Consider the following 12,098-nt stretch of genomic DNA (forward strand, 5'->3'; position numbering starts at 1 on the left):
CCCGCTGTGGGAGCATGGACGCTGCGCTTGGCCCGCCCGAACAGATGGCCGAGCTAGAGGAGGACCTGACGCCGATGATGGCGCAGTACTACGAGCTCTGTGAGCGGTACGACGACGCGCTCGTGCTCTTTCAGGTCGGAGACTTCTACGAGGCCTTCTGTGCCGCCGCCGAACGAGTCGCACGGCTCTGTGAGATAACGCTGACACAGCGGACCGACTCCACCGGGGAGTACCCGATGGCGGGCATCCCCATCGACAATGCCGAGTCCTACATCGAGACGCTGTTGGACGCCGGCTACCGGGTCGCAATCGCCGACCAAGTCGAGGACCCCGACGAGGTCAGCGGCGTCGTCCAGCGGGCGGTCACCCGCATCGTCACGCCGGGGACGCTCACCGAGTCGGAACTGCTGGGCGGGGCCGACAACAACTACGTCGCGGCGCTGGCCGCCGGCGAGGACGACTACGGGCTCGCGCTCGTGGACGTCTCGACCGGCGACTGCTACGCCACGAGCGTCGCCAGCGAGACGGCTGTCGCCGACGAACTGAGTCGGTTCGGCCCCGCCGAAGCCATCGTCGGCCCGGCCGTCGACGTCGACGAGGACGCGGTGTTCGGCCCCGCCTGTCTCGTCACCGAGTACGACGCCGCCGCGTTCGAGCGTGACCGGGGCGAGGAGCGCATCGAGCGATACTTCGGGCCGCCCGAGCGGTTGCTGGCCGGCGACGCCGAGCGATGCGCCTGTGGCGCTCTGCTGTCGTACGCCGAGTACACCCGCGGGAGCTCCGGTGCCGTGGGGCCGGACGGCGAACCGGTCGACCCCGACGTGGACCCCGAGCGAACCCTCGATTACCTCAACCACCTCACGCGGTACGACCCGCGCGAGTACATGCTGCTCGACGCGGTGGCTGTCGAGAGCCTCGAACTGTTCGAGCGCCGCTCCGTGCGGGGCCACGAGAACCTCACGCTGGTCGACACGCTGGACGAGACGGCCTGCGCGCTTGGCCGGCGCGAGTTGACCGACTGGCTCCGCCGCCCGCTACTGGACGCAGACCGCATCGACGCGCGCCACGAGGCGGTGGCCGAACTCCAGCGGGACCCGGCGACCCGCGAGCGCCTGCACGACCTGCTGGCGGACGTCTACGACCTCGAACGGCTCATCTCGCGAGTCTCCCGAGGTCGGGCGAACGCCCGGGACCTGCGCTCGCTGGCGGCGACGCTCTCGGTGGTCCCCGACGTTCGTGACGCCCTCGACGACGCCGACGCCCGCCTGCTGGCAGACCTCCACGCGACGCTGGACCCGCTCACGGAGACGCGCGAGGAAATCGAGGCCGCCGTCCGTCCGGACCCGCCACAGGAGATTACCGAGGGCGGCGTCGTCCGCGAGGGGTACGACGAGGAACTCGACGCCCTGCGCTCGACGGAGCGGTCGGGGAAAGAGTGGATAGACAGCCTCGAAGCCGACGAACGGGAGCGGACCGGCATCGACTCGCTGAAGGTCGGCCACAACGCCGTCCACGGCTACTACATCGAGGTGACCAACGCCAACCTCGACGCCGTGCCCGAGGACTACCAGCGCCGCCAGACGCTCAAGAACAGCGAGCGGTTCTACACCCCCGAACTCAAGGAGCGCGAAGAGGAGATTCTGCGCGCCGAGAGCGAGGCCGACGACCTGGAGTACGACCTGTTCTGTCAGGTCCGGGATGCCGTCGGCGACGAGGCCGAACGCGTGCAGGCGCTGGCCGACCGACTGGCCCGACTGGACGTCCTCGTGTCCTTCGCCGAGGTGGCCGCCCGCCACGACTTCTGCCGGCCGACCGTCGGCGGCGACGGCATCGACGTCGAGCGGGGCCGCCACCCCGTCGTCGAGCGAACGGAGGAGGCCTTCGTCCCCAACGACACCCACCTCGGGAGCGGTCCGGTGGGGGACCGCAGTGCAGACGAAACCGACCCCTTCTTCGCCGTCCTCACCGGCCCCAACATGAGCGGGAAGTCCACCTACATGCGACAGGTCGCGCTCGTCTGTCTGCTGGCGCAGGCGGGGAGTTTCGTCCCCGCGTCGTCGGCCGACCTCCCGGTGCTGGACCGCGTGTTCACCCGCGTCGGTGCCAGCGACGACATCGCCGGCGGGCGCTCGACGTTCATGATAGAGATGACCGAACTGGCGACCATCCTGCGGGAGGCGACGGCGGACTCGCTAGTCCTGCTGGACGAGGTGGGACGGGGCACCTCGACGGCCGACGGACTCGCCATCGCACGCGCCGTCACCGAGTACCTCCACGACGAGGTGGGTTCCTACACCCTCTTTGCGACCCACCACCACGACCTGACCGCGGCGGCCGACGACCTCGCGGGCGTCGCGAACCGCCACTTCGAGACGAGTCGGGAGGACGGCGACGTGGTGTTCGACCACGAACTCGCTGCCGGTGCGGCGGCGGCCTCCTACGGCGTCGAGGTGGCCGACATGGCCGGCGTCCCCGAGAGCGTCGTCGAACGGTCCCGCGCGTTGCTCGACGCGGACCGCGCCGAAGACTGCGAGGGCGACCCGACCCCAGCCGAGACCACTCCGTCGGACCCCGAACCATCGGCCCCGCCCGCGACCAACGGGCACGGGACGAGCGAGCGACCGGACGCGGGGGCCGCCCGACTGACCACGGACGAGGCGGACGCCGACGTCGCGGCAGTCCTCCGCGAGACGGACGTGGCGACGATGACGCCGCTGGAGGCGCTGAACGCCCTCGCCGACCTCAAAGACCGGGTCGAGTGAGACGGGAGACGAGACAACTCACTAACCAGTTAGGTAGACTCGTTTTATTCCTTGCCAGTTACTAACACAGTATGCGAACAGCACCCGACACCACCACCGCCTCGCCGGACCTCTCGACGACGCTGGACTCGCGCGACTCGCTCGCCGAAACGGTCGTTCGAGCAGTCGCGGCCGTCGACGACGCCCCGGTGGAGTCGCTCCCTCCGTTGACGACGGCGGTGGACCCGGACGCGCTCTCGGCGTTGTTCGGGAGCGAGACGGTCGGTCACGTCTCCTTCACCTACCACGAGCACACCGTCGTCGTCACCTCGACGAACGACGTCGCTGTCTACTGACGGTCCCGGTCACACCCGTCCGGTCGGCCGGTTCTCAGGGCGGTTCCAACGAGACGAACTCCAGTCCCTTCTCGGCCAGCAACTGCCGCGCGCGGTCGGTCACCGACGGCGCGACGAGGATGCCACGGACCTCCGTGTCGGCGTGCAAGTCCCGCCGCAGGGCCTCGACGTACCGGTCGAGTTGCCCGACGGCGTCTGGCCCGACGCGGCGGCGTTTGAGTTCCACGACGACGGTTCGACCGGCGGCGTCCTCGCCGTAGACGTCGACGGCACCGGCGGGCGTCTCTCGCTCCGTCGCCAGCGGCGTGAACCCGGACTCGACGAGGTCCGGTGCGTCGAGGACGCGTTCTTTCAGGTCCGCCTCCGTCCCGGTGACGGCCAGTTCTTCGGGGTCGCTCACGTCGAACGCGGCGGCGTGAGCCACCGTCTCGAAGGCGATTTCCAGTTCCTCCTCGGGCGTCGCCCGTTCCGACCGGACGACCAGCGACCCCTCCGCCACGGCGACGCTGTGGTCACAGCCCGGCGGTTGCCAGTTCACCGGTTGCTGGCCCTCGTCCGTGTGGACGAGCGCCGCCCCGTCTGGCTTCAGCGTGACGTGGCGGTCACCGGGGCCGAGTGAACTGGCCGCCCGCCCCTCGTACTCGACGGTGCAGGGGCCGAACAACGTCACCATCGCTCCCCGTTCGACCGCCCGCTCGACGAGGTCACGGACGGTGTCCGGGGCCGGGTAGCTGAGCGTCTCGACGGCGCTGTCGGCGGTCACGGCTGGCGGTTAGCGGTCGGCCCGTAAAAAGGACGCGTCGTCGGGCAGATGGACCCGGTCGGCCTCCCCGCGGAGTGCGGTCAGCAGTCCCGCCCGGACGGTGTCAGCGTCAACGCCGCGGGCGAGAGCGTCACAGGCGCTCGATTTCACTTCGGTCCACCAACCCCGGAGAGACGCCGGGTCGTCGGTGCGTGCGACGGCGACGTCCTCGAAGTCGGCGAGCGTCGGGTCCAGCCAGCAGACGCAGTAGTGCCGGAGCGGTCGGTCCCGGACGAGAACGCGGTCGATACCGGCGTCTATCGCCGTCCACACCGCCTCCGCCGACCACCCCGTCCCGAGGGGTCGTGACTGTGCGACCGGGTCGGCGTCGGCCCCCCAGTGGGCGAGTCGGCAGTCGAAGCGGCCGTCCGCACGCGGGACGACCACGAGGGTTCGGCGACCCATCAGCGACCCCCGGCCCCTGTCGTAGACATACGCGCCGCTGGTCGCCTCACCGTACTTGAACGCTCGTGCTACGCGTCGGCCCGAGGGAGGAGCGTGACCGTGTTCCTCTCGGTCGGCCCCGCGCCGAACGGACACACACCGCTCTGCTTGCGCTTGCCGGCCCTGGGAGGCCGACCGACACCGAGTGGGGAGCGTCAGAAACCAGTCGTCGAACGATTCCCCAACGAGACGCCCCGAAGACCGAAATTTCTCGGCACCATGCGAAACATGCACAACCCTCAAGTATCACGTCACCGTATAATCACGTATGATGGGGAGCGAATGGCTGTACGGTGCCATCGCCCTGCTCGTCGGTCTGCACGTGCTGACGATGCTGTACGCCTACCGGCGGCAGGGCGAACCCGCCTCCGCCGCCACCCAGTCCGACCCCGAGACGAGGCCGGTGACGCGAACCGACGAGGAGGGCGGGACCGTCGACTGCGCCCACTGCGGGGCCACGAACGAGCGTGGCTACCAGTTCTGCCGAGAGTGCGTCGCAGACCTCTCGAGTGGCGCGCCGCGGCGACAGTCACCCGAACACAGCCAGCCGTACTGACTGCGTGACGCTTCTGACCCTCTAGTTCCGTCGAGCGACGCCACCGCGACTCGCCGACGGGAGGTTTAGGTACGCGGCCAGCGTCCGCCCGCGTATGCGCTTTGGCGTACTCTCGACCGCGAAGATTGCCCGACAGTCGGTGGTTCCCGCCATCCAGCGGAGCGACCACGAGGTGGTGGCCATCGCCTCACGAGACGCCGACCGCTCGCGAGCGGTCGCCGACGACCTCGGCATCGAACAGTCCTACGGCGACTACGAGACCATGCTGGCCGACGCCCCGATAGACGCCGTCTACAATCCCCTCCCGAACGGCCTCCACGCCGAGTGGTGCCGCCGGGCCGCCGACGAGGGACGACACGTCCTCTGTGAGAAGCCCCTGACCGTCGACGCCGCGGAGGCCGTCGACCTCTTCGAGTACGTCGACGAGCGAGACGTCACGCTGATGGAGGCGTTCATGTACCAGTTCCACCCCCGGACCGAACGAGCGCGGACGGTCGTCGACGAGGAACTGGGCGAGATTCGGTCGGTCGAGGCGTCGTTCACGTTCGAACTGGACGACTCCGAGGACATCCGCCTCGACCCGGCCCTCGCCGGCGGGAGCCGCATGGACGTGGGCTGTTACGCCGTCAGCGCCGTCCGCGGCTTCCTCGGCGAACCGAACCGGGCCTACGGGACCGCAACCGACTCGCGTGACGCCGGCGTCGACACGGACTTCGCCGGCATACTGGAGTACGACGGTGCCGTCGGCCGCGTCGCCTGCGGGTTCGACACGCCACACTTCGAGCGGTACCGCGTCGAGACGACCGACGGGTGGCTGGAGGCGCGCGACTGCTTCGGTCCCGAGGCCGACCAGTCAGTCTCGCTGTCCTACGCCGTCGACGGCCGCGAGGTGACCGAGACGTTCGACGCCGTCGACCACTACACCCTGCAGGCCGAGGCGTTCGCCAACGCCGTCGCGGCCGGCGAGGCCCCGCGCGTCGACCGCGCGGAGACGCTTGGGAACATGCGCACGCTCGACGCCCTCGCTCGGAGCGCCGAGACGGGCGCACCCGTCGACGTGCCAGACCCGTCCTGACCCGACGTCACTCCTCGCGGTCGCTCGCGGCCGAGGCCGACCCGCCGGCGCTCGCACTCCCGGACCCGCCGGAACTGTCGGCCTCGCTGTAGTAGGTCCCGACCAGTCGGCGGTCGTGGGTGACGACGAGCGTGAAGTCGTCGGGCGTCGAGACGTTCAGGGTCGCGTTGTACCGCACCGAGAGGTCGCAGTTCGCCGTCGCCGCGCCCGGGTCCCGGTCGACGGCGAGGACGTACCGCCCCGGTCCGAAGCGGTCCAGCGACGCCGAGAGGGTCGTGTCGTGGGCGTCGACTGCGATGGTGCGGTTGATGTGTATCCGTCGGCCACCGGGAACCGGTCTGCTGACCGTCGAGTCGGGCCCCTCCCGCGTCTCGGCACAGCGGGTGTCTACCGTCTCGAACGAGTGGAGGGACGTCTCCTCGAAGGCGGCGGACTCGCCACCGAACTGGAGGGGGGCCGTAGCGCCGACGGCGACGGTGGCGGCGCCAGCGAGCGCGACGAGTACCGCGACGGCGGCGAGGGCGTATCTGCGGTCCATACGCGTTCGTCTCACGGAGTATCAAAAGAGACGGCGATGGCTACAACCTCGGTTTGAGCGTCACTCGAACGCCGCGAGGGTCGCCTCCGTGGTGTCCCGGAGGTAGCGACGGACCCGGTCGCGGTCCCACCCGAACGGCGACACCACCTCGGCGGCTGCCCGAACGAGACGGTCGCGGTAGAACCCGGCGTCGAACTCCGCGGGGTCCTCGAAGTCGAGGCGGACCCGGGCGCGCGACCGCTTGTCGTCGTCGACGACGACGTACCGGACCTCCTGTCCCGGGTGCCGGTCGACGCCGTGGTCGCCGTATCGCTCGAGCGCCGCGACGGTCCGCGAGCGCCGGTCGTACTCCGAGAGCGGTCTCGAGACGCGCGTCCGGACCACGAGGTCTGCGGGGTCGACCCCACCCCGGTCGAGTCTGGACAGGTGGCGACCGAGGCGGTCACAGACGGCCGCTGGCTCTCGGTGGCGGTCCAGCGAGCGCAGGAGGTCCCGCTGGGCCGCCGCGACGAACCCGCAGGTCGAACGCCGCCGCGCGGCCACCCCTCGAATCGTGAACTCGTCGCGGCCGGCCACCTTCCCGACGTAGCTCGTGAGCGACCCGCCACGGCCGGTCTGACTGGGGACGAACGCGACCCACGCGAAGTCGTCCTCGTGTTCCAGCGGGATGCCCACGGCGTCGCTGATGGCGGTCGTGAGGTCCGCGATTGGCGTCGGGGCCGCGACGCGAGGCGTGACCCACAGGCTGTCGACGATGCCGTGGAGCACCCGCCACCCGCCCGCTTCGAGACGCCGTTTGGCGTCCAGCAGAATCTCGCGGGCGTAGGCGTTGATGGCCTCGTGGCACTCGATGCGGCCGAACTTGCTGTTTCGGTACCCCTGATAGCCGAAGCAGGTGACCAGAACCCACTTCAGCGCCTCGGACCGGGCGGCCAGCGTCTCGCCTTCGGGCGAGTCGGCGTCCACGGCCGCCAGCTCGCGCTTGATTCGCGCCCGGTCGTCGAGGATGGGAGCGAGCACGCTCGGGACGAAGCCGGCGTCCTCGCAGACGCTGTATCCCAGCCCCGGCACGTCGTCGCCGTCGTGGCAGTCACACCGCACCGTCTCGGGACTGAGGTTGTACTCGCACATGATGCGCGGGTACAGCGACGCGAAGTCCACCTCGACGACGTTCTCGTGGTACCCGACGGCCGGTTCGAACGTGAACCCGCCGCGGTCCGCGTCGTGGAGCGTGCGAGCGGGCTTGAACGCCTCCGGTTCGCGGGCGCGCCACGGGACTAGCACGCCCCGGGCGAACGCCTCGCGTATCTGGATGGCGGTAAAGACCGTCCCGATAGACGACCGGGAGAGCGCTTGCAAGGGGAGCCACGACCGTTCGACGAGGTCCAGCAGGCCCGGGAGGCCGCCCTCGCTCCAGAGGAAACTGTTCGACCGGTCGACGATGGCCCGCCCCGGGACGGCGTAGCGCGCCGGCGAGTGCCCGACCCGGCCGTAGCTCTGGTAGGTGTTCGCCCCCGCGAGTCGTCGGTAGCCCGCCTCCCGACCGAGGTGGCAGTCGACGCCAGCGGCGTCCGCCCGGTCCTGAATCAATGGGACGAGGTCGGCGCTCGACAGGACCAGCACGTCGGGGTCGCGTGCGGCCAGTCGTCGGGCGAGGGCGCGGAGCGTCCCCACCTCGTCGGCGCCGGCCGGGAGCGGGGTCTCCTCACAGGTCAGTTCGGTCAGGTCGCCGTCGGCCAGCGCTCTCGTCGGGAGCGACAGCGAGAGCGTACGGAGGGGCGCATCCGGGACCGGCTTGGTGCCCGTGTCGAGACAGTAGCGGGCCGTCGGGTCGAGGTCCACGTTGTACAGGCGAACGGTCCCCGGTGCCCAGCGGTCGGGTTCGTGGAGACAGCGAATCTCCCGCGCGAGCGTCCGGAGTTCGCCCGCTCGCTCGCAGTCCACGCGAAGGACCCGGGCCCTGTCCTCGGCCCGGAGGGACGTGAACCGCCGCTCGAAAGCGGTGTCCGCGACTTTCGGGTCGACCGCCAGCCGCTCGCGGAGCGTCCGTAGCGCGTCCGCCGGCCCGCCCGCGTACAGCGACGGCACGTAGCGGCGGTCCTCGCGAACGGTCGCCGCCTCGCCGTCCGCGCGCGACCAGACCCGGACCGCGTCGTCGGTCACGTCAACGGCGAACGCCATCAGCGAGGCCCTCCGTCGTCCGCGGGTCCGTCTTCGCCCTCCAGTTCGGCCACTCGCTCGCGCACCCGCCGGAGTTCCGTCTCGTGGGCCAGTAACATCGACACCAGCACGAGCGTCTCCCGGTCCGGGTCGTTGGCGTACCCCGCGGCGTCGGCGTGCTGGCGGGCCCGTTCGAACAGGCGCTCGAAGTCCGCGCTCGTCTCGTGACGGAGCGCCCGACGGTAGTCCCGCCAACGGCCCTCGTAGTCCGCGAGGAAGTCGCGGTAAGTGGGGTTCGTCCGCCCCATCTCAGCGCACCGCCAGTTCGACCGGGTCGGGCGTCGCGAACTCGGGGTCGCCGACGGCGCCACAGACCTCGACCCAGTACGGGATAGTCGTCTGCCACCACCCCTCGTCCCAGTAGCCCGGCGGCGTGTGACCGGGTGCGTCGACGGCGTACCCGAGCGGCGTGTCCCGACAGGTCAGTTCCGTGTCGGCCCGTTCCCGGAGGACCGACCGGTGGTCGTCCGTCGCAGCGGGTGCCGAGACGAGCACCGGGACCGAGAGCGCCGTCGCGAGGGTCGTCAGGAGTTCGCAGGTGGCTCCGTACAGCCGTTCGAACTCACGGTCTGGCCCGCCCGCCGCCTCGTACAGCGCGGGCACGTTCGGCACGACGACGCGGTCCGTGCGACCCGACGCCCTCTCGACGGCCCGCCGGACGAGTTCGTGGTGCTGGTGGGCGGTGAACGCGCGAGCGACGCGGACGCCCCGAAGCGCACGCCTGTCACCGTCCGCCGTCAGGGCGTACGTCGAGGCCGCGCCTCCGGCGTCCACCCACAGCGTCTCGGCGGCCCCTGTCGAGCGAGCGAGGTGCGCGACGGCCCCACGGCCGTCCGGTTGGTCGACGTAGACGACTCCCGGTTCGAGCGATGGCGTCTGCATGACACGCCAGACCGGTTCCGGCGGGACAGAGGTAAAGTCGAGCCATGGGTGCGGAGCGGAACTGAAACTGGTCCAAACGGTTTTAGCGGCGGCGGGCCTCCGACCGACTGTGACAATCCCAACGACGACACTTCCGAGTGGCGACGAACTGCCGATGGTCGGCGTCGGTACGTGGAACCTAGACGAGGACACGGTCGGCGACTCCGTACGCGCGGGGTTGGACGCCGGATACGGCCACGTCGACACCGCCGAGGGGTACCGGAACGAAGCCGCCATCGGCGACGCACTCGCCGACTACGACCGCGAGGACGTGTTCCTCACCTCGAAAGTGCTTCCGAAGCACCTGAACTACGAGTCCGTCATCGCTTCGTGCGAGGACTCGCTCGACCGACTCGGGACGGACTACCTCGACCTCTACCTGATTCACTGGCCCAACCCGACCATCTCGCTGCGGGAGACGCTGGACGCGATGGCTACCCTCCACGACCAGGGGAAGATTCGCAACGTCGGCGTCTCGAACTTCAGCGCCTACCAACTCAGCGCCGCTCACCACGTCAGCGACGTCCCCATCGCGGTCAACCAGATAGAGTACCACCCGTGGAACACGCAGGACGACGTCGTGGAGTACTGCCACGAGACCGACACCGTCGTCGAAGCTGCCGCACCGCTGGGCCGGACAGAGGTGTTCGAAGACGAGACCATACAGGCCATCGCCGACTCCTACGACCGCTCGCCGGCACAGATAATCCTCAAGTGGGCCGTCGAGAACGGGGTCGTCCCCCTCCCGAAGTCCACCTCGCCGGACCACGTGCGCGCGAATCTCGACCTGTTCGACTGGGACCTCGCCGACGAGGACCACCAGCGCATCGACGACATCGACCACCACCAGCCGGTGTACGACTTCCCCGCCTACGACTGGTCGGGCGACACGTACGGCATCTCCCAGTAACCCGAGCGCGGATGGTGACGCCTCCCGCGCCCGGTCGCTGGGACGCCGCGGCCGCCGCGAGCGTCGTCGCCCTCCTCGTCGTCGCGTACGTCTTCGTCCCCGACGCGACCGTCCGGTACGGCGCGTGGCTCCTCGTCTTCTGCATCTGGATGGCGTGGTTCGTCGCCTTCGGCGCGCGGTGGCTCTACGGCGAGTGACAGTCGCTTGTCAGACGAAACCGCAGGACGTGAAGCTTTTACTCGATTCCGTGTCAGCGAGAATTTATTTACTCCCGGCCGCTATACACACCCGATGCCTCGCATCGAAGTCTCGGAGAACCTGTACCGACAGCTCGAGGACGAAGCGAACGGCGAGACCATCGACGACACCCTCTGGAAGATGGTCGGCACGTACCGCCGCAAGCACAACCCCGAGTCCGACCGCCGATAAGACGCCCGTCGACGATTCCTCTGTCGCCCGTGTGGTGAGCACCTGCCGTCTAGTGCCCCGAACCCAGACAGGTACCTGACCCGTCGATAGATACTCGGCTACCAGACGACCCGCGAATAAGATTGGTCGAGCGGCGAGTTTCTGTGTCGCCGACTCAGACAGTCGTCCAAGCGCTTCTGACGTCCGCCGCAGACATCTCCGTGTCGTGGGTCTCCTTCGCGTGGGTCTGTACGAACTCGACGAGCTCGTCCTCGTTCTCGGACCGAATCACGAAGTCACAGTCGTATCCCGAATCTCGACAGACTATCTCTTTTGCCATCGGTTTCGTACCTCCATAGAGAGGAGCGCAGCGACCCATTTCGTTACGAAGTCGTTAGCTGACCGGCGCTGACGCCGCCGTCGAGAAAGGTCGTCTTGTCCGCTCGTCCGACCGGTCACCGACCGTGCAGCGCAGGCGGCTATCAGTCGCTGTGGCGTCCTTCCTGCAGCGCCCGTGCCTCTTCGACCGGGACAGTAATCCAGTCGTCGTCCTCTTCGAACTTGAGTTGGACCATCCCCTCCGGGATGTCCACGTCAACCGTGGTCGAGTGTTCGGCGACGAGATGGCGCGCGTACTGCCCCCAAGCCGCGTCCTCAGCGGGCGCGATGGGGCGCCACGAGCAGTCCGGGTGCGAGCAGTGTACCATATCTTACCGCGCTTTTGCTCGACGGCCATATGAGCCTTTCTCAGCCCAGAAATGTGGTAATTCGGTCCTATAGACACGACGTCCTGCTGTCGCTGTACGGGTACCTCGAGTCGGTCAGACCGGCCCAGCGAAACGGGGGTTACGTGCGTCGGGCGCGGCCGACGACCGTCCGCCGGACAGCCCCGCCGCTCTCTGTACGTGCAACGAGCCCCGCAGAGAGATGACTCTCCGCGAGGCTCTATGAATGAGTGAATGAATATGAATGGTGGCGGCGAACCGAGTTTCCCAGAGGCTCGCGCACTCCAGTACTCACCGGAACGCTGGTGGGCTTATCTTCCGTGTTCGGGATGGGTACGGGAGGCAACCCCACCGCTATGGCCGCCTAACGCCGAGTCACGGAATCGAACCGTGATACACCAG

Annotated in this window: 15 protein-coding genes and 1 rRNA gene; 7 read left to right on the forward strand and 9 right to left on the reverse strand. The window is 69.0% G+C overall.

The features are described 5' to 3' along the window. Positions 1–14 precede the first annotated feature (14 nt). Together mutS and Hhyl6_RS06070 are read left to right on the forward strand one after the other, a co-directional pair. Positions 15–2,762 carry a DNA mismatch repair protein MutS gene (gene mutS, locus Hhyl6_RS06065; RefSeq protein ID WP_483738328.1) on the forward strand — a complete coding sequence of 916 codons (2,748 nt, stop codon included), beginning with the start codon at positions 15–17 and terminating at the stop codon, positions 2,760–2,762. Between the two features lie 71 nt (positions 2,763–2,833). After that, complete coding sequence (locus Hhyl6_RS06070; RefSeq protein ID WP_483738329.1) at positions 2,834–3,097, forward strand: HalOD1 output domain-containing protein; 264 nt, start codon at positions 2,834–2,836, stop codon at positions 3,095–3,097. A gap of 34 nt (positions 3,098–3,131) precedes the next feature. Here the strand turns inward: Hhyl6_RS06070 and nucS are convergent, their stop codons facing one another. Next, on the reverse strand, positions 3,132–3,860 hold the full coding sequence (nucS, locus tag Hhyl6_RS06075) for an endonuclease NucS (protein WP_483738330.1): 729 nt from the start codon (positions 3,858–3,860) through the stop codon (positions 3,132–3,134). Positions 3,861–3,869: 9 nt separating this feature from the next. Further along, positions 3,870–4,304, reverse strand: coding sequence for a DUF6735 family protein (locus Hhyl6_RS06080; RefSeq protein WP_483738331.1), 435 nt, complete (start codon positions 4,302–4,304; stop codon positions 3,870–3,872). A 307-nt stretch (positions 4,305–4,611) separates the two neighbouring features. On the opposite strand from Hhyl6_RS06080, the gene Hhyl6_RS06085 reads away from it, so the two are divergent. Then, on the forward strand, positions 4,612–4,899 hold the full coding sequence (locus tag Hhyl6_RS06085) for a DUF7577 domain-containing protein (RefSeq protein ID WP_483738332.1): 288 nt from the start codon (positions 4,612–4,614) through the stop codon (positions 4,897–4,899). 94 nt (positions 4,900–4,993) lie between these two features. Beyond that, a complete protein-coding gene (locus Hhyl6_RS06090) occupies positions 4,994–5,974 on the forward strand; it encodes a Gfo/Idh/MocA family protein (RefSeq protein WP_483738333.1) in 981 nt (326 codons plus the stop codon). A gap of 7 nt (positions 5,975–5,981) precedes the next feature. Here the strand turns inward: Hhyl6_RS06090 and Hhyl6_RS06095 are convergent, their stop codons facing one another. From Hhyl6_RS06095 to Hhyl6_RS06110, 4 genes are read right to left on the reverse strand one after another with little or no spacing between them, the layout of a single operon-like run. Next, the gene (locus Hhyl6_RS06095) at positions 5,982–6,512 is read right to left on the reverse strand and encodes a hypothetical protein (protein WP_483738334.1); all 531 of its coding nucleotides are present in this window, start codon (positions 6,510–6,512) and stop codon (positions 5,982–5,984) included. 60 nt (positions 6,513–6,572) lie between these two features. Then, entirely contained in the window at positions 6,573–8,693 is a 2,121-nt protein-coding gene (locus Hhyl6_RS06100) for a type B DNA-directed DNA polymerase (protein WP_483738335.1), read from the reverse strand. Further along, positions 8,693–8,980, reverse strand: coding sequence for a DUF8156 family protein (locus Hhyl6_RS06105; protein ID WP_483738336.1), 288 nt, complete (start codon positions 8,978–8,980; stop codon positions 8,693–8,695). The genes Hhyl6_RS06100 and Hhyl6_RS06105 overlap by 1 nt, the downstream gene beginning before the upstream one ends. Position 8,981: 1 nt before the next feature. Then, positions 8,982–9,614, reverse strand: coding sequence for a hypothetical protein (locus Hhyl6_RS06110; RefSeq protein ID WP_483738337.1), 633 nt, complete (start codon positions 9,612–9,614; stop codon positions 8,982–8,984). A gap of 154 nt (positions 9,615–9,768) precedes the next feature. Between Hhyl6_RS06110 and Hhyl6_RS06115 the strand changes: the two genes are divergently transcribed. The 3 genes from Hhyl6_RS06115 (at position 9,769) to Hhyl6_RS06125 (ending at position 10,992) form a co-directional block, all read left to right on the forward strand. Then, entirely contained in the window at positions 9,769–10,563 is a 795-nt protein-coding gene (locus tag Hhyl6_RS06115) for an aldo/keto reductase (protein WP_483739680.1), read from the forward strand. An 11-nt stretch (positions 10,564–10,574) separates the two neighbouring features. Beyond that, positions 10,575–10,760, forward strand: coding sequence for a hypothetical protein (locus Hhyl6_RS06120; RefSeq protein ID WP_483738338.1), 186 nt, complete (start codon positions 10,575–10,577; stop codon positions 10,758–10,760). A 94-nt stretch (positions 10,761–10,854) separates the two neighbouring features. Continuing rightward, a complete protein-coding gene (locus Hhyl6_RS06125) occupies positions 10,855–10,992 on the forward strand; it encodes a hypothetical protein (RefSeq protein WP_483738339.1) in 138 nt (45 codons plus the stop codon). Positions 10,993–11,146: 154 nt separating this feature from the next. Here the strand turns inward: Hhyl6_RS06125 and Hhyl6_RS06130 are convergent, their stop codons facing one another. The 3 genes from Hhyl6_RS06130 to rrf all read right to left on the reverse strand — a co-directional run bounded on the left by Hhyl6_RS06130 (position 11,147) and on the right by rrf (position 12,064). Continuing rightward, a complete protein-coding gene (locus tag Hhyl6_RS06130; protein ID WP_483738340.1) occupies positions 11,147–11,311 on the reverse strand; it encodes a DUF1059 domain-containing protein in 165 nt (54 codons plus the stop codon). Between the two features lie 142 nt (positions 11,312–11,453). After that, the gene (locus tag Hhyl6_RS06135; RefSeq protein WP_483738341.1) at positions 11,454–11,678 is read right to left on the reverse strand and encodes a hypothetical protein; all 225 of its coding nucleotides are present in this window, start codon (positions 11,676–11,678) and stop codon (positions 11,454–11,456) included. A gap of 263 nt (positions 11,679–11,941) precedes the next feature. Continuing rightward, positions 11,942–12,064: ribosomal RNA gene (gene rrf / locus Hhyl6_RS06140) — 5S ribosomal RNA — on the reverse strand. Between the last annotated feature and the right edge of the window lie 34 nt (positions 12,065–12,098).

The sequence above is a fragment of the Haloarcula sp. H-hyl6 genome, from assembly GCF_056934455.1.